At 29.6% G+C, this 18,679-nt stretch carries 11 protein-coding genes; 6 read left to right on the top strand and 5 right to left on the bottom strand.

Features of this window, described 5'->3' with window-relative positions:
- Positions 1-268: 268 nt before the first annotated feature.
- The 3 genes from H0I23_RS04845 to H0I23_RS04835 all read right to left on the bottom strand — a co-directional run bounded on the left by H0I23_RS04845 (position 269) and on the right by H0I23_RS04835 (position 6,611).
- Positions 269-1,504, bottom strand: coding sequence for a glycoside hydrolase family 88 protein (locus H0I23_RS04845; protein ID WP_216785330.1), 1,236 nt, complete (start codon positions 1,502-1,504; stop codon positions 269-271).
- Between the two features lie 437 nt (positions 1,505-1,941).
- Complete coding sequence (locus H0I23_RS04840) at positions 1,942-6,105, bottom strand: two-component regulator propeller domain-containing protein (RefSeq protein ID WP_216785329.1); 4,164 nt, start codon at positions 6,103-6,105, stop codon at positions 1,942-1,944.
- Positions 6,106-6,383: 278 nt separating this feature from the next.
- A complete protein-coding gene (locus H0I23_RS04835; RefSeq protein WP_216785328.1) occupies positions 6,384-6,611 on the bottom strand; it encodes a hypothetical protein in 228 nt (75 codons plus the stop codon).
- Between the two features lie 294 nt (positions 6,612-6,905).
- On the opposite strand from H0I23_RS04835, the gene H0I23_RS04830 reads away from it, so the two are divergent.
- Entirely contained in the window at positions 6,906-11,879 is a 4,974-nt protein-coding gene (locus H0I23_RS04830; RefSeq protein WP_216785327.1) for a translocation/assembly module TamB, read from the top strand.
- Positions 11,880-11,923: 44 nt separating this feature from the next.
- Positions 11,924-14,245: a BamA/TamA family outer membrane protein gene (locus H0I23_RS04825; protein ID WP_254073655.1), complete on the top strand. Its 2,322-nt coding sequence runs from the start codon at positions 11,924-11,926 to the stop codon at positions 14,243-14,245.
- 76 nt (positions 14,246-14,321) lie between these two features.
- Here the strand turns inward: H0I23_RS04825 and hpf are convergent, their stop codons facing one another.
- Both hpf and H0I23_RS04815 read right to left on the bottom strand, forming a co-directional pair.
- Positions 14,322-14,624 (bottom strand): ribosome hibernation-promoting factor, HPF/YfiA family, encoded by a 303-nt coding sequence (gene hpf, locus H0I23_RS04820; protein ID WP_216785326.1) that lies wholly within the window; start codon positions 14,622-14,624, stop codon positions 14,322-14,324.
- Positions 14,625-14,634: 10 nt separating this feature from the next.
- Positions 14,635-15,033: a VOC family protein gene (locus H0I23_RS04815; RefSeq protein WP_216785325.1), complete on the bottom strand. Its 399-nt coding sequence runs from the start codon at positions 15,031-15,033 to the stop codon at positions 14,635-14,637.
- Positions 15,034-15,393: 360 nt separating this feature from the next.
- Between H0I23_RS04815 and H0I23_RS04810 the strand changes: the two genes are divergently transcribed.
- Genes H0I23_RS04810 through H0I23_RS04795 form a run of 4 tightly spaced genes read left to right on the top strand, consistent with a single transcriptional unit; the run spans position 15,394 to position 18,510 of the window.
- On the top strand, positions 15,394-15,753 hold the full coding sequence (locus tag H0I23_RS04810; protein WP_254073654.1) for a hypothetical protein: 360 nt from the start codon (positions 15,394-15,396) through the stop codon (positions 15,751-15,753).
- Complete coding sequence (locus tag H0I23_RS04805) at positions 15,750-17,012, top strand: ABC transporter permease (RefSeq protein ID WP_216785324.1); 1,263 nt, start codon at positions 15,750-15,752, stop codon at positions 17,010-17,012. The genes H0I23_RS04810 and H0I23_RS04805 overlap by 4 nt, the downstream gene beginning before the upstream one ends.
- 6 nt (positions 17,013-17,018) lie before the next feature.
- Positions 17,019-17,936: a hypothetical protein gene (locus tag H0I23_RS04800; RefSeq protein ID WP_216785323.1), complete on the top strand. Its 918-nt coding sequence runs from the start codon at positions 17,019-17,021 to the stop codon at positions 17,934-17,936.
- A gap of 25 nt (positions 17,937-17,961) precedes the next feature.
- Positions 17,962-18,510: a thermonuclease family protein gene (locus tag H0I23_RS04795; protein ID WP_216785322.1), complete on the top strand. Its 549-nt coding sequence runs from the start codon at positions 17,962-17,964 to the stop codon at positions 18,508-18,510.
- Positions 18,511-18,679 lie beyond the last annotated feature (169 nt).

The raw sequence follows: 18,679 nt of genomic DNA, 5'->3' as shown, positions 1-18,679 counted from the left end.
TAGACTCGATTGGTGTATGAAATAATCTTTAAGAAATTTTTAGTCATAGTTTAGTTAATTTTTAAGTTATATAAATAGTTGAGTTGTTCTATTTTTTGATAAATGAATTAAGACTATTAAAATTATGTTAACAATTTTATTGAAATTCGCTGGCTTTTAAGCTAAATCATGATTCTATAAGCATAAACTATCACCCATTTAAGACAATAACCTCTTTAAAAATAGATGATTAGCGAAAAAACTTCTTTAAAAGAAAAACAGTTGGTGTTTATTCCTTTAAATCTCTGTTCTCTATCTTTCTTAACCTTAATAGAGCTTCCATAAAATAATAATCAGCATAAATTATTGGAATATCAATCTCTGATTTTTTAGGTAAATGACCTGTAGAGTGCAATAAAAGAGCTTTATTAGTATCATTACTTAAATATGTATCAGACTCTAAATGACCTATTAAATTTTTTGCTGCTTTTAAATATTTATCTTTTAAAGTTTGATCTTTTAGTTGTTCAGATAATTCTAACATACCACAAGCTACAACTGCAGCAGCAGAAGCATCTTTAGGTGCGTTAGGAATTTTTGGATCATCAAAATCCCAATAAGGAATACCATCTTCTGGTAAACGTTCTAGAAAATGATCTGCTAATTTTTGAGCAGTCGTTAAAAATTCTTCATTACCCGTTTCTCTGTATGACATTGAAAAACCATAAATACCCCAACCTTGGCCTCTAGCCCACATAGAATCATCAGCATACCCTTGGTGTGTACGCCCTTCAATAAATTCACCTGTATTTTCATCAAAACATGCTACATGAAAAATAGAATAATCAGGACGAACTAAATATTTCATAGATACTTCTGCATGGCTCATAGCTATATCATACAAATCTTGACTTCCTCCATTTTTTGATGCCCAGAATAATAATTCTAAGTTTATCATATTATCAATAATGGTATTGTACTTAAATTTATGTTTCATTGCTGGCCATGACAATATTGTTCCAGTCTTAGGGCTAAAAAGTGTAGCAAGAGTATCAGCTGCTGCTAATAAAACTTCTTTATACTCTTCATTACCTGTAAGTCTATAACCGTTGCCGTAACTGTTATAAACCATAAAACCTATATCATGATTTTCAGCAGGTGTATAAGCTATAGTTTTTATTGGAGTTGTAAACCGTTCTGCTCCTTTTTTCAAAGCCTCATCTCCTGAGTACTCATAACCATACCAAAGTATACCTGGCCAAAAACCAGAACACCAGTCTTTAACTCCTTTTAGCTTCCATTCTTTATTACCTTTAGCAATATTTCGCGGAAAACTATCTGAATGTTTTAAAGTTTCTAACGTGTGCTTGATCTTAACAATGTTTTGATCAAGTATCTGGTCTGTTTTTGTTTTTGAAGTAATTGTTACTTCTTTTTCGTTACCATCCTTCTTTTCTTTTTTAGAATTACAGGACAGTAAAAAAGTTGTACAAACAACTAAAATGGTAAGGTTTAAAATTCTCATAAAATACTGGTCTTTTATTTAATTCAATTATAAAAAATAAATAACTTTTTATATGCTCTATATTATTATACAATTATAGAAACACCTACCTCTTTAGTATATAAACTATGAATCATTATTGATAACTTTAAACCCTTTTAAGTCCCACAACCCTCTGTTTACAACACTTAACTTATGAGTAATTAAAAAATATATGTTTTTTTACAATATAGTTTCTAATTAATCTTCTTACCATAAGTGAATAATAATAGACACAATGTAATAGTTTATCTTTCTAATTAAATTTAATATAAGCAAACCTGTTTTTTGTTAAAAAAGGGTTGATTTAAAGCACAGAAAAGAGTCTTAAAGTTTATAAATTGAAAAGAGCACCTATTTATATTTATAAATAGGTGCTCTTTTATTATGTATTGAGGTAGATTTTTTTAGGAATAAAATTAATCTTGTTTTTTATGATCAACATATTCACTTGGTGTCATATCGTAAAGTTCTTTAAAGGTTTTACCAAAATAAGCTGCAGAGTTAAAACCTGACATATAGGTTACTTCTTTTATTGTGTGACCACCTTTTAATAATAATTCTGATGCGTACTTTAAACGTATTGTACGTATAAAATTACTTGGGTTTTGACCTGTTATAGATTGTATTTTTCTGTAAAATTGAGATCGACCAATTCCGATTTCTTTTAATAGATTCTCTAATTTAAAGTCCATATCACTAATGTTATCCAAAATAACTTTAGTCGTTTTTTCTAAAAATGCTTCGTCAATAGAGTTGGTTGTTATTTCATTAGGTGAAATAACAGCTCCTAATTTTGAAAACTTATCTCTTATTATTTTTTTACTTTCTAATAAGTTATTAATCCTAGCTTTTAATACGTTTAAATTAAATGGCTTACCTAAATACGCATCAGCTCCAGTTTTATATCCTTCTATTCTATCTTCTTCTAAAGCGCGAGCTGTTAATAAAATTACTGGAATATGGCAAGTTTCAAACTCAGATTTTATTTTTTTACATAATTCAAATCCATCCATTTTAGGCATCATAACATCACTTACAACAATTTCAGGATAGTGTTTTAAAATTTTAGCTAAGCCTTCTTCTCCATTTATAGCTTCAATAATTTGATATAAACCGCTTAATTCGTTTTTTAAATGCTCTCTTAATTCTTTATTGTCTTCTACAATTAAAAGCTTAGGTAAGTCTTTATTATTTAAGCCTTCTGTTTTAGTTGTATTCTCTATAGTTTCTTCTGATATAAGCATATCATACTCTATAGATTTCATTGAGTTTATTAAAAACTCATCTTTTATATTAGTAACCTCGCTTGATTTTGCTGTATTGTTGAACGGAATTCGAACAACAAACTTACTCCCTTTGTTATATTGACTTTCTACAAAAATTTCTCCACCATGTATATCTACCAAACCTCTTGTATAGTTAAGACCAATTCCTGTTCCTGTTTTATTTGGATCTACATTATAAAATCTTGAAAATATTTTTTTAAGTTGCTCTTTATCAAGGCCTATACCAGTATCTTCTACTGATATTTCAATATATTTATCTAATTTACTTTTATCTTTATTTATAAGTTTTAAATTATTCTTTTTATCTGTAAACTTATTAATTGTCACTTTAATTTCGCCTCCACTTTCGGTAAACTTGATTGCATTTGAAATTAAATTAGTTAATATTTTTTCTATTTTATCGAAGTCGAAAAAAGAAAATAATTTTTCTGAATTAGAGTTGAAAATATAATCAATTCCTTTTTTTGCGGCTATACCTTTAAAAAGAGAAAAAATATCATTACTGAACTTAACGATGTCTTCTTTTTGTAATTCGAGAGGTGCCATACCTACTTCCATTTTTCTATAATCTAAAAGCTGATTAACTAAGTATAATAGCCGCCTTGCGCTTCTTTGAATAGATAATGCCGAAGTTTTAACTACTTCGCCGTCATGAATACCTGATAGTAATTTATCTAATGGATTTAAGATTAAAGTTAAAGGTGTTCTAAACTCATGAGAAATATTAAAAAAGAATTCAAGTTTCATATCATCAAACTCTCTCTCTTTTTCTATATTAATTCTGTTTGTGTAGTATTTTTTAAAATACCATAATAAAATTAAAAACACGATTAAATATGCCAAGTATGCCTGCCATGTTTTCCATGGTGGTGATTTTATTGTTATTTTAACTGATGATGCTTTTGCTGTATCCCAATCACCATCAACGGAAGCTTTTATATTAAAAGTGTAATCGCCTGGCTGTAAGTTCGAGTAATTTACAACTCTATTATTTCCTGCATTAATGTATTGATCATTAAGGCCCACCATTTTATAAGCATATTTGACCTGTTCTTGATTTTGATAATAAAGTGCTATGAAATCGAATGATAAATTTGATTGATTGTAGTTTAAATCAATATTTTCAACTTCTGATATAGGTTTATTAAGTGTAAAACTGTTGTTTACTTTTTTACCAACATGTAGGTATTCATCATTTACTTTTAATGCTGATATTTTCGCAACAAGCTCTGTTGCTGATGTAATTGGAATATCTTTAGGATTAAAAATATTAAATCCATTAATTCCTCCTGCAATTATGCGTCCATCTTTTGTACGTTCAATTGATTTACTTTGATATTCTACGCCTTGAATACCATCATGTGTGTTAAAGTTTTTGAATTGATCTGTTTTTGAATTTAAAAAAGATAGTCCACTCCTTGTTGTAATCCAAAAGTTATGAGATAAATCTTCCTTTATACCAGTTACTAAGTTATTTGGTAACCCATCTTGTGTAAAATAAGATTTTATTAAATTTAAATCTGGGTCTAATTTATAAATACCAATATCAGTTCCTAGCCAAATGTTATTTAAATAATCTTTAGTAATATAGTTTATTCTATTCCCTGAAATACCTTCAATTTCAACATCTATAAAATTAAGTTTTTCAGGAACTTTATTTTTAAGCGCTTTAAGATTTATATAATTTAAACCTAATGAGGTACCTACTAATAATCTTTCTTTAGAATCTATAAATAACGAGAAAACAAAATTACTTAGTAACCCTTCTAAATTATCACCTCCTATTTTAAAATGGTGAAATTTTTCAGTTTTAGAATCAAACAAATCTAAACCTTCATCTCTTAACCCTAACCAAATTCTACCTTCTTTATCTTCTACACCTGTCCAAATAGAATTTTGGCCAACAGTAGTGTCATCAAACTCATTATGTGAAAATCGCTTACTTTTATATGTTTCTGTATTAAATTTACTTAATCCACCATCTAAAGTACATACCCAAATATCTCCATCACTACCCTCAAAAGTATATAATATTTTATTCGAACTTAATGATTGTGGATCATTTGGATCGTAGCTAAACGATTTAAAAGTATTATTCTTCTGATCAAATAAATTTAACCCCCCATTATAACCGCTAATCCATATTTGACCTTTAGAATCTTGAAGTACAGATTGTATTATTTTTTCATTCAGGCCATTATCTATACCTTTTTGATAGTAATAATGGCCAAAACTTGATTTTTTAAGATCTAACTTACACACACCTACATTATAAGTACCGAACCAAAAAACACCATCTTCATCTTCAATAACATCTGATATTTGATTTACTGGTAATGAAAAAGGGTCTGAAGTGTTATTTTCTATATGTTGTGTTATTTTCGTAACCTTATTATGTATATAAATACCCGCTCCATCAGTAACTATCCAAATTAAGCCTGATGAATCTTGAAAAAACGAATAAACTGGAGTACTGTTTTCGGTTACAGAAAAATTAGTAAATGTGTTATTTTCTCTATCCCAAATAACAATATTTGAAGTGTCGTTACCTATCCAAAAATCATTGTCAGAATCAATAAATAATCTTTTTGGAATATGATTAAATTCTCGCTCTATTTTATTCTGAATAGATACCCTATCGAAATTATCTTCTTTCGGGTTATATTTATTTAAATGTTGACCATCTGTTCCTATCCAAATAAAACCATCTTTATCTTTTATTATAGCGTTTACATTATTACCATCTAAACTATTTAGACTATCAAATTTAAATACGTAATGAGTTGTTTTTAAATCACTTAAACTGTTAACATTATCTATTAATTGTAATTTTACTAAACCACTACTTGTACCTACCCATAGTTTATTATCACTTTTATCGTATAATAAAGAGTTTATTATTTTTTTAGGATTGTATGATTTTATAGGTTCGTTGTATAGAGTTACATGTTTAAATGTTTTGGTATTCGTATTAAAAAAATTCAAACCATTATTTGTACCTATCCACAGGTTACCATTTTTGTCTTCTTGAATTACATTAATTCTATTATTACTTATTGAAGTACTATCTTTTAAAATTGGTCTAAATATCTCAAAATCGTAACCATTGTATTTATTAAGACCATCTATAGTACCAAACCACAAAAAACCTTGGCTATCTTGAAAAACCTCTAGACAGGTACTACTAGATAAGCCATTTTCTGTATTTAAATTTTCAAATTTAAGATTCGTAAACTGCCCAAAAATAAAATTACCACAAAAGCATAAAACAATAAGGCACAAAATCTTCTTCATTCTATCAATTTTTTGTGAATTTAATAATAATAAATTTAGTTCAAAACTTAACGTAGAACTTGGTATTTAAATATTAAAAAATTGCTTTAAAAGTGAATTATAAAGATATAAAACTCAAGTTTCTTATTTCTAATCAATTTGTTAGATTAATAGGGCTATTGGCAAAATCAGTTGATAACATGAATTATCAATTTTAACATATCAACAAACTAAAAAACCCTACTACGTGAATTACGTAATAGGGTGAATTTTTAATGTTGGTGTTTTTGTTTCTAAATTTAAATTGCAGGATCTGGCCTACCTTTTAAACGAATTTCAATCTTCTTCTTTTTTGCCGTCAAGCGTTTCATGATATCCATGACGTTATTATCTTTAGATTCTTTATAAATCTCGTTCAGTTCTAATATCAAACGCTTTGCTTCTCTTGACGCTACCACTCTGTCACTTGTTGACATATGGCTCATTTTTGCTTTCTCAAACTCAAGAGCTTCATCTACTAAGTCCATAATTTATATTTTTGTTCGTAATTTTATAAATATAGCTAAACAAAATACAAATTAAAAACTTTTTCTATTAGTATTTACAATTAGTGTATCAATTAAATTGATAGTTGTCTTATTTTATAGAAAATATTAGTTAAAAATTGTGCTAAATTATAGAATTTGATACCAGATAATTAAAGGATTCAATAAAAAAAAAACTAAAAAATGTGATAGCTTTAAAAACGTTTTTTTAGAGTTAATCTATTATTTGGTAAAGCACAATTGTTTAATTTAAATAGTAGATATTTGATTCCTTAAATGAAAACAAAAAAAATCTTAAAACGTATTTTAAAAGTTTTTGCTGTAATCCTACTTTTATTTATAGGGATTATATTATTTATCAGAAGCCAATGGGGCCAAGATATTATAGTTAGCAAAGCCGTTAATTATGTTTCTAATAAAACGAATACTGAAATTCGTCTAGAACGCTTGTTTTTGACTTTTTCTGGTAATATTTTTCTAGAGGGTCTTTATTTAGAAGACACTAAAGGAGATACCTTAATCTACGCGAAGCAAATAGAAGCTAACTTACCTTTTAAACCTCTAATTTTTGGAGATGGTGTTAGTTTAAATTCTCTAGAATGGGATGGACTTAAGGCTAATATTAGTAGAAAAGAGACTTCTGAAAAATTCAATTTTAATTTTCTTTTAGATGCTTTTGCTTCTAAAGATACTGTTCAAACAACTCAAGAATCTGAGCCTTTAGCAGTATCAATTGGTTCTATTTCTCTTGCTAATTTTGATGTCAATTATAACGATCAACATTTGGGTATTGAAAGTAGTTTCCAGATGAAAAAACTTCAACTCGATGTTGATGAGATTGACTTAGAAAACATGCACTTTGAGGTTGATGATCTTACATTGCAGAATACAAATATAAAGTATAAACAAACCAAAGCTTTTCCTGTAACTAATGATAGTACTGAATCTAAACTGCCTTTTATTTCTATTGATAATTTAAATATTAAAGAGGTTTTTGCAACATACAATTCTATACCTGATGGGATAGTTTCAAATATTAATATCGGAGATTTTAATTTAAAATTACCCAAGGCTAATTTAATTAGTAATCAGTTTAATATCAATACAATATCATTAAACAATTCTACAATTTATTTAAATAAAAAATCAAAAGATTTAATTGACGAAAATGTAACAGAAACAGGTACTCCTTTTACATGGCCTAACTACCTTATAAAGGTAGATGAAATCGATTTTAACAATAACAACATCACCTACATTTCTGGAGAACAAAAACCGACCATTGGCACTTTTAATTCTTCTGCTTTAACATTCTCAAATTTAATTTTAAAAGCAAATGAAATTGAATACGATAATGGAAAAACAGGCCTATCATTACAAGAGTTTTCTTTTAATGAAAAAAGTGGTTTTGAGTTACAAAAATTAGCATTTGATGCTGAAATAAATGACAAGGCTATTGCAATTTCTAATTTAAATTTACAAACAAATAGAAGCTCTATTATTGGCTACCTATCACTTCAATACCCTTCTATTCAAAAATTAATTGAAACACCCGAAAGTGCCACACTAAATTTTTCATTTCCGAAAATTAATTTAAATGTTAAAGATGCTTATGTTTTTCAACCAGATCTAGTGAATAATGAGTATGTAAATAAAATCGCATTAAAACCTTTTACTGGTAATTTAATTTCAAAAGGAACTTTAAAAGCATTAGACATTACAGATGCAAAGCTAAATTGGGGCGACAATACTCAATTTCTTGCTCAAGGAGAGCTTTTTAATATTACAGAGCCTGACTCACTTTCTTTCAATTTAAACACTGTTAAAGCCCATACTAGTCGAAAAGATGTGTTGAATTTTATTTCTGAAAATGACTTAGGCATTTCTATACCAAAATCTATTGCAATAAATGCGACTGCACGTGGTAAAGTTGATAACATTGATGGTAATATAGAAGTAATACTGCCCGAGGGTACCGCTAAACTTACTGGTAATTTTAATAATGAAAAACAGATTAAGTTTACAGGCAATTTAAAAGTAGATAGCCTTAAACTAGGTAAGCTACTTAATAATAATCAATTAGGTGATCTTTCTTTTACAATGAATGCATCTGGTGGTGGAAACAATATAAACTCACTAAATGCAACTTTAGATACCGATTTTACTCAACTAGGATTTAACACTTATGATTTTTCAAATTTAAAACTTAATGGAGAAATTGTAAATGGAAAAGGTGATATAAATATAGGTTTTAAAGACGAAAATTTAAATCTACAGGCAAATACACAGCTTGATTTAGATTCTATTGCATCCAATATAAAACTAAATCTAAACCTTATTGGTGCCGATTTATTCGCTTTAGGCATTACGCAACAAAATATTAAGCTTGGTAGTAAAGTAAATGCTAGTTTTAGTGGTAACTCTTCTAACTTTAAATTAAAAACTTCAATTACAGAAACTATTGCCGTTTATAATAATGAGCAATACAGAATGGCTACTTTAGGTTTGAATGCTAAAATTGATTCTGAAAGTACAAATGTAACTATTGATAGCGATATTTTAAATGGTATTTTAACTTCAAATGGCTCTCCAGACACGGTAATATCTGCTATTGAAAAGCAATTTAAAGGCTACTTCTCTGATCAAAATTTAGATACTATTACAGACCCTATTATAGTCGATATGGATTTCACATTAAACCCTTCTCCTATTTTAACCGATGTTTTTTTTACTGGTGTAGAGCGTTTAGATGTAATTTCAATGAAAGCTAATTTTAATGCTACTTCTAAAAACTTAACAGCAAAGCTTTTAATGCCTTCTGCTATGTATAATGGTAGCGCTGTTGATAGCCTTAGTGTACTTGTAAATGGTAATGCAACCGACTTAAATTTTACAGCCAGCCTGGCTCGTTTATCTGCTGACCCTATTTTAATTAAAAAAACATTGCTTGAAGGTAATTTAAAAAACAATGCGTTATTGTTAGATTTTATTTCTTTTGATGAGGATAAAAAATTGGTACATCTAGCTTCTGAAATAACACTTACTAAAGATACTATTCAGGTTCACGTCAACCCATCAGAACTTATTTTCAACAAAAAACAATGGACGATTCCACAGGATAATCTCATAACGATTAGCGATAAATTTTTAAATTTTAAAAATATTAAATTCTCAAAAGACACTCAAGAATTAACTATAAGTAATGCAATAGAAAATATTGATAAAGAGCATCTTGGAGTTGAATTTAACAACTTTAAACTTCAAACCATATTAAGTTTATTAAATCCAGACGAAGCCTTAGCATCTGGATTGGTTAATGGGCGTTTAGTTGTAGAAAACCCATTTGGAGCTACAGGAATTATAGCCGATTTTAATATTAATAAATTAGAAGCTTTACAGAAACCTTTAGGCAATCTCAATCTAAAAGCTGCATCTACAGGGCGTTCTAAATACGACTTTAACTTAACCCTAAAAGATGGTACTATTGATTTGGATTTAACAGGTGATTATGCTGCAGCAGAAACTGGTGCAAAATTGAATTTAGATTTAGATTTGAATAGATTAGATCTTAAAATGTTAGAAAACTTTTCTGAAGGTGCAATTATAAATTCAGAAGGTAATATATCGGGCAACATAAAAGTAAATGGAACAACTGACAGCCCTATATATAACGGTAAAATATCATTTAATGATACAAAATTTGAAGTTGCTGATTTAAATTCAAGCTTTAAAATATCAAAAGAAACACTTAAAATAGATAACTCTGGCCTGTATTTAGATAGCTTTAAAATAAATGATGTTAATGATAATAGCTTTACAGTTGCTGGTAACATTTTAACAGAACAAATTACCAATCCTGCTTTTAATCTTAGTCTTACATCAAATGCTTTTCAAGTCATGAATTCAACCAAAGAAGATAATGAGTTGTTTTATGGAAAAGCGAGTATAGATACTGATATAACTGTTAAAGGTGATTTAAGCTTACCTATTGTTAAAGGTTTATTTAGAATTCGTAAAATTACAGATATAACATATATCGTACCTGAATCTCAATTAGATGTTGAGGAAAGAGATGGAGTTGTCATATTTGTAAATCAAGAAAACCCCGATGCAATTCTTACCCGAAATGACGCAGAAGAGAGCTCTTCTTTATTTAAAGGGTTTAAAGTAAATACTATATTAGAAATTGCTGATGATGCTGTTTTCAATATTGTAATTGATAAAAAAACTGGTGACAACCTTCGTGTCTCAGGTGATGCTGCTTTAAATTTCGGAATGAGTTCTAACGGGAATATGAGCTTAACAGGAAGATATGAACTTAAAGATGGTCATTATGAAACTAGCCTTTACAACTTAGTAAAACGTAAATTTGATATAAAACCAGGTAGTACAATAACTTGGCAAGGTAGCCCTACAGATGCTAGCTTAGATGTTAGCGCTATATATAATGTAGAAACCTCTGCAAGCCCTTTAATGGCAAGCGTTACTTCTAGTGAAGATGCAAGCGTAACCAACAAATACCGCCAAGTATTACCATTTTTGGTTTATTTAAATGTAGATGGCCAATTATTAGAGCCTAAAATATCTTTTGATTTAGACATGCCTGAAGATGCGCAAGGTTCATTAAGTGGTGCTGTTTATGCTCAAGTTCAACAATTAAACGACCAAGAATCTGAGTTAAACAAACAGGTTTTTTCTTTACTAGCCCTTAATCGCTTTTTCCCTAATTCTGGTAGTGATGGTAGTGGCGGTGGTACAGCAACATTAGCTCGAGACAATGTTAACAAAGTACTTTCTGGTGAGCTAAATTCTTTTTCTGATAAATTACTTGGTAACACTGGTTTTGAATTAGATTTTGACTTAGATAGTTACACTGATTATCAAGGTGATAACCCACAAGATAGAACGCAACTAAACATTAATGCTAAGAAAAAATTATTCAACAATAGATTAATTGTTTCTGCTGGTAGTGCTGTAGATGTTGAGGGTAGTTCGCAAACTGACCAAGGTGAAACACCTATTATTGGCAATGTTAGCTTAGAGTATTTATTATCTGAAGATGGTAGATATCGTTTAAAAGGTTTCCGAAAAAATGAATACCAAAATGTAATTGACGGACAGTTAATTTTAACGGGAGTTGCTTTAATCTTCAATCGAGAATTCAATAATTTCAGTGAATTATTCAATCCAATAAAAAATGAAGAAAAATCAAGTACTGACAAAAAAAACACAGCAAAAGAAAATAAATAAGAAGTACACACTTCTTTAAAAATATATAAATTCAATAGTATAATTTGAAAAATAAATCTATAAATCGCTATATCGCAATCCTTTTTTTTATAATAGGACTCTATTCTTGTAGCGTAGCTAAATTTGTCCCCGAAGATGAAGTATTATTTTCTGGGTCTGAAATAGTTTTAAAAACTGAAAGTGATACATTAATAACAAAAAAAGTAGTTGAAGAACTTAATACATTGATACCACTACAACCGAATTCTAAAGTTTTAGGAATGCGTTTAGGCTTGTATTACCATTACAAAGCTCAAAAAGAAAAACCAGGATTTATTAATAAATGGTTGAATAAAAAAATTGGTGAAGAGCCTGTTTATTTGTCTGATGTAGATCCGCAACGCGTTAAAAAACTAATTTTAAATAGGTTAGGTAATAGAGGATTTTTTGATAGTAAAGTAGTATCAAAAATAGATAGTACTCAAAATTTTGCTAATATAAAATACATTACAAGCCTACCAAACCCTTATGTATTAGAAAAATTTGAACTTCAAAAAGACTCATTGCCAATTTATACTGATATTCAAGAAATATTAGCAGATACCCAAATTAAGCCAGGTAATCGATTTGATTTAGAATTGATGAAATTTGAACGAGAACGTATTGATGTGCAATTAAAAGATCGAGGGTACTATAATTTCAATTCTGATTTTTTAATTTTCGAAGCAGACACAAACCGGTATGACACTTCTAAGTTTGATCTTCTACTTCGATTAAAGAAAAACATACCTTCTAAATCTACTATACCTTACACTATTGATTCTATAACAGTATACCCGAAATATACTATTGGTGACACTACGGCAATTACTGAAAATACAGAAGTTAACGGTCTTAATTTTGTGCAAAATGAAAACTATTTTAAGCCAAAACAACTACAACCATATATACTTTTCGAAAAAGGACAAAAATACAATGCAAGCACTGCTAGGCTTACTAGCAACAGACTATCATCTATTGGTAGTTATAAATATGTAAATATTCAGTTTAAAGAAAAAGATACTACAGCTGATACTGATGGCGCAGGATCTTTAGATATGGATATTTTTCTTTCTCCACTTACTAAAAGGTCGGTTCGAGCTGAGTTGCAAGGCGTAACAAAATCTAACGGTTTTGCAGGCCCAGGTGTTTCAGTGTCATACAGTAATAGAAATGTTTTTGGCGCTGGTGAAACTTTGAGTATTACAGGTAGTTTTTCATATGAAACGCAACTTTCTGGCAATAACAACTCTGGTTTAAGTAGCATAGCTGGTGGTTTAAAAGCTGATTTAATTATACCTCGTTTAGTACCTTTTTCACCTAGTAGGTTTAGGTATAATGTTCCTAAAACAAAAATTAGTTTAGGTGCCGATTTTTTAGATAGAAGTCAATTATACACTCTTACCTCATTTAATACCTCGTACGGTTATACTTGGAATGCTAATAAATATGTATACCATGAGCTAAACCCAATTAGTGTTAATTATGTAAACCTAACAAATACTACTGATGAGTTTGATACCATTTTAGATAACAATCCGTATTTAAAAAGTAGTTTCGAACAACAATTTATTGCTGGTTTAAATTACAAATTCTCGTATAACGAATTGGTAGATGAAAATAAATCGAACCCGATTTTTGTAGCTACAAATATAGATATTGCTGGTAATGCTTTAAATCTTTTTAGTGGCGGTAGTGAAAAAGCTTTCGGTTTAGATTATGCACAGTATGCAAAAATGGATGTTGATTTTAGATATTATTTGCGTTGGAAAAAAGAACAAACATTCATTTCTAGGTTTTACGCTGGTTGGGGAATTCCGTATGGTAACTCTACTACTCTACCTTTTGTGAAACAGTTTTATTCTGGTGGTCCTTACAGTGTTCGGGCTTTTCAAATTCGCTCATTAGGGCCAGGCACTTTTACATCTAGTGATGATGATGATTCTAGCTCTTCTTATTTTGACCAGTCTGGTAATTTGCGCTTAGAAACTAATCTTGAATATCGTTTTCCAATATTTTCATATCTAAAAGGAGCCCTTTTTGCTGATGCTGGTAATGTATGGTTAACATATGACCCCGAAGTAGATGAAGGTGAATCAGCTGAAGGCATCGCTTTTAATGAGCGATTACGTAGTCAAGGTAAATTTGGTAATGATTGGATTAGAGAGTTAGGTGTAGGCGTTGGTTTTGGCTTACGTGTAGATATACAGAGTTTTGTGATTAGGCTTGATTTAGCATCGCCTATACGAGTACCTTACAACCCTGAAGGTGAACGCTCTAGAACACCCTTTTTTGATGGTGGTGATGATAATTTGATGTTTAATTTTGCAATAGGTTATCCTTTTTAAAAAAATAGATACTCCAACTTAAAACACAAAAACCCCTTGAATAAATTCAAGGGGTTTTGTTTTGTATAACGAATGATTAATATGTTCGCATTTTCTCTTTTCGTTTTCTTAACTGTTTATTCAAATCATTAATACTCTCACTTATCGAGTTTTCAAAATTATCGTGACTTGCTTCTGCAAAAATTCGCGGCCCAGGTAAGCTTAATCGAATGTTACAAATTTTTCCTGTTTCGTCAGACGATGTGTTCTCTTCTTTAAAAAATACATCTGCCCTAATAAGCATATCATATTTTTCTTTTAAACTATCTAACTTTTCTTTTACTATCGCTTCCAATCTGCTACTACCAGCAACATCATGGTATTCATATATTATTTGCATAATTTCTATTTTATTTATCACAATTAATCATCCAACCAATTCCGTAACTGTCAGTACATCTACCAAAATGGCCCCATTCTCTTTCTCTAAATTCATGGTGTATCGTTCCTCCGTTAGATAGTTGCTCAAAAACCTTACTAGCTTCATCTACAGTGCTCAGATCTACACTCATGTGTATTTGGTTTCCACTATTTATTGGCGTATCCGGAGATGCATCATAAGCCATAAAATTAACACCTTTACCTTTCAGTTCTGCGTGTTGTAGCTTACCTCTATAGTTTCCTGGAACATCGATCTTCTTATCCTCGTAAGTTTGACGATTTTTAATTTCTGCGTTAAATATATCACCATAAAAATTTAAGGCTTCTTGACAATTGCCATTAAAGGCTAAATATGCTTGTACGTTCATAATTTAATTTTTTTACTAATTTATGAGCATTACATCATCAGCTTTTGCTCGAAAGAAATAAGTTTTGATGCATACCGTTATTGCTTCCTGAAAAATTAAATTATTACCCCGTCATACCTTCTATAAAAACCTGTACAAACTCTTTCATTTTAGATAAAATGCAAACTTTTTTAACTAATAGTTCCCTTTAAAATCAGGGGTTTTATATAAAAAAGCACTAAGACTGCGGAAAACCACAGTGATGTTAAATTTTGTATTAGTTTCTTTAGCATCAAATTAAAATCCAACCAAATTTAATAACCAATGGAAAAAATTAATATTAGTGCAGAGCTAAAGAGTCATTTTCTGCGGCTCTATCAAATGGCGTTCGTTGATGATAACTTTGATGTCTTAGAGCTCCAAATGTTATATCAATTCGCAGATGACAGAGGAATCCCTTCCAAAGAACTGGATAAGTTATTGCTTAACCCTGTTAATAATCAATCTGTTATACCTGAAGATTTAGATACTAAAATTGAGTATTTATTTGATCTTTCTCAAATGATTATTGCGGATGGTGTTATAACAGAAGATGAAAAAAACGCTCTTAAAAAATACTGCAAGAAGTTTGGTTTTCTTGAAGAAAACATAGAAGAACTAACGGAGTATTTATTGAATTTCGTTCAAGAAGGACGTTCTAGAGAAGAATTAATTAACGAACTTAACAGTATTGAATCATGAGCTCTATAAAACAACTTTTTAGTTTAAAAAAAGCAAATACTGCCGAAAAATTAAGTGAAAAATTAGAAGATAGGGAAGCAATACGTATTACCTATTATCAAAGTGGTTATGGTGCATCGGTAAAAGCACTTGGTAAGCCAATTATTTTTAGAGCTTGTCTGCAGAATCTATTTAGCAGTTTTGAAGATCAGTGCCGGAAACAAGAGTTAAAACAAGAGCGATTAAAACAGCCTTATAAAGAGGAACAAGAAAAGCAAAGAACAGAATTAAAAAAGTGCGAAACTGGTTTTGGTATTTATGAAAAAAAACGGGATGATGTCGAAACATCAATTGAAAACCTTAGAAGTGATATTGTAGATGTTAGAAATAACCCTAATAAATATGGTATAGATGCGGATAAAAAGCCAAAAGCTCAATTTTATATTGGTCTTATTTTGTTGCTACCGATTACCTTATATCTTTTAGTCTTTTATGTTTCTGCATCTTATTCTTCTTTTTTTAAAGAGTTCACCAATGATATGCTTTCAGCCGCTATTTTCGATAAAGATGCCTTCACAAATGCTTTTAATGATAGCTGGTTAGAGGGGATTTTGGTTATAACGATCCCTTTTGTTTTTATGGGATTAGGTTACGTAATCCATATGGTGCAAATAGAAAAAGGCTTCAAAAGCATTATTAAGATTTTTGCTCTCTATTTATTGACTTTTCTTTTTGACAGTTTGTTGGCTTATCAAATTGAAAAGAAAATATATGATTTTAATAAAACAATTACCTCTGAACCTTATGACTTAAGAATAGCGTTAACAGAAGCAGAATTTTGGATGATAATTTTTGCTGGTTTTGTAGTGTATATTATTTGGGGCTTAGTGTTTGATTTTGTGATGAAGGAATTTGAAAATATAGATAAAATAAAAGCTTTTATTAAATCTAAAAAAGAAGAGATTTTCAATTTGGAAGGACAAAAAAAAGAGCATATTAAAAAAATGGAAGAATTTGAACATCAGAAGACTGTTTTAAAAGGGCTGATAACAGAGCTACAACAAAAAATCGAGGGTTTCATTTTTCCTATTAAAGAATATCTTCATTATCACTCTCAATATAAGGAGGGCTGGTTTCAAGCAATAAGTTCTGAAATAGCAATACCTCATAGGGAAAAAGCTGAATTACTTGAAGAGTGTGAACAAACAACAGTACTTCACCTAAAGGAAATGAATTTGACAGAAAATGATTTCCAAAACCTAGTGTATTCACATAATTAAAAAACGATGAAAAATATAAATAGAATACAACGAATAGTTTTAATTGCCTGTGTATTTATTCTAGGATTAGCCTGCAAAACAGATGTTAAAGAGAAAGGGACTGATTTAGTTTCAGATGACTTACCTCTTGTTGCTAATGATTTAAATAATCTTAATGTGAGTATACTTTTGGATTTATCTGACAGAATTAGCCCTACAAAATATCCAAATGAAGCAATGGAGTTTTACAAAAGGGATGCGGGATATATTAAAACTATTTCTACTGTTTTTTTAGAAAATTTAAGTACTAAGAAAATGCGTCAAGCAAATGAGAAAATAGAATTGTATTTTGAGCCAAGTCCTTCTAATTCTGATATTAACAATCTTTCAAAAAAACTAAAGTTTAAAATTACAAAAGATAATATTTCAAAAGAAATAATTGACGAAATAGAAAAATCGTATTCAACATATCCTAGTGAGATTTATGAGTTGGCAATCGCGGATAATAGTTACGTGGGTTCTGATACTTGGCGTTTTTTTAAAAATAAAGTTCAAGATTATTGTATAAATGAAGATCAGCGAAATATATTAATTATACTAACTGACGGTTATATTTATCACGAAGATTCTAGGTTAAAAGAAGGCAATAGATCTTCTTATTTGATACCTCAAGAAATTAGAAAGAATAAATTAAACGCTTCATCTTGGAAAGAGAATTTTGAAAATAAAGATTTTGGATTTTTAAACATAGATGTAGACCTATCAAATTTAGAAATTCTTGTCCTAGGAATTAATCCGGATTCCAAAAATGTTTATGAGGAAGATGTTATTTATGAGTATTGGAGTAAGTGGTTTAAGGAAATGAGGGTTAAAAAATTTGCAATTAAACAAACAGATTTACCTTCAAATATGGATAAAATTATCAGAGAATTTATTTTAGATTAAGTATAATTTTTTAAATCTATATATTATGATTAAGCTCTCTCTTATTATTTTGTTAATACAATTATCTAACTGTAGTGAAAGAAATATCGTTAAGCAATTAGAAAATGATTTAGCACCTCTTTCAATTGAAGAAAAAAGGGTAGAGAATAAAGAGCGCATCAAACCCAAATATTTAGAAGCTAAAATCATAAGAATTTTAGATGGTGATACTGTTGAAGTATTATATGGAGAGCTGCCCATAAAATTACGATTAGCACATATAGATTGTCCAGAGAAAAGAGGAAAGCAGCCTTTTGGAAATAAGGCTAAAATAGCCTTGTCAGATTTATGCTTTGGACAAATGGTACAAATCGATTCAGATAAAAAATTTGATCGTAATGGTAGGTTAATTGGAGTGATTTTTAATGCAGACGGGTTGAACGTAAATAAAGAAATGGTGCGGTTAGGAATGGCGTGGCACTATAAAAAATACTCCGATGATATGAGTTATGATCTCTTAGAAAAGGAAGCCAGAAAGAATAAAGTAGGTTTATGGATAGACCCCAATCCAATTGCTCCGTGGGCTTTCCGTTAAATTAGGTTATGTGCTATAATTCTTTTTGATCAATTGATAAGATTTAAAAACCTTACAAAGTATGAATTGTAATAAAGTGTTAAATTACCTGATACACTTACCCCCTGCTACTCTATATTATGTCAATAAATCAAGTTTGTTGATAACATAAAAGGTAATCATATTCGAC

This window comes from Cellulophaga sp. HaHaR_3_176 (assembly GCF_019021925.1).
In the GTDB taxonomy this organism is placed as follows: Bacteria; Bacteroidota; Bacteroidia; order Flavobacteriales; family Flavobacteriaceae; genus Cellulophaga.
The sequence above is the reverse complement of the archived record's forward strand: the minus strand, read 5'-3'. Positions and strand labels throughout refer to the sequence as shown.

Excerpts from the sequence above, each read along its gene's own strand:
- H0I23_RS04840 (WP_216785329.1), bottom strand. The coding sequence starts at position 6,105 with ATGAAGAAGATTTTGTGCCTTATTGTTTTATGCTTTTGTGGTAATTTT.
- H0I23_RS04815 (WP_216785325.1), bottom strand. The coding sequence starts at position 15,033 with ATGAACGTACAAGCATATTTAGCCTTTAATGGCAATTGTCAAGAAGCC.
- H0I23_RS04800 (WP_216785323.1), top strand. The coding sequence starts at position 17,019 with ATGAAAAATATAAATAGAATACAACGAATAGTTTTAATTGCCTGTGTA.
- H0I23_RS04845 (WP_216785330.1), bottom strand. The coding sequence starts at position 1,504 with ATGAGAATTTTAAACCTTACCATTTTAGTTGTTTGTACAACTTTTTTA.
- hpf (WP_216785326.1), bottom strand. The coding sequence starts at position 14,624 with ATGCAAATAATATATGAATACCATGATGTTGCTGGTAGTAGCAGATTG.
- H0I23_RS04810 (WP_254073654.1), top strand. The coding sequence starts at position 15,394 with ATGGCGTTCGTTGATGATAACTTTGATGTCTTAGAGCTCCAAATGTTA.
- H0I23_RS04830 (WP_216785327.1), top strand. The coding sequence starts at position 6,906 with ATGAAAACAAAAAAAATCTTAAAACGTATTTTAAAAGTTTTTGCTGTA.
- H0I23_RS04835 (WP_216785328.1), bottom strand. The coding sequence starts at position 6,611 with ATGGACTTAGTAGATGAAGCTCTTGAGTTTGAGAAAGCAAAAATGAGC.
- H0I23_RS04795 (WP_216785322.1), top strand. The coding sequence starts at position 17,962 with ATGATTAAGCTCTCTCTTATTATTTTGTTAATACAATTATCTAACTGT.
- H0I23_RS04805 (WP_216785324.1), top strand. The coding sequence starts at position 15,750 with ATGAGCTCTATAAAACAACTTTTTAGTTTAAAAAAAGCAAATACTGCC.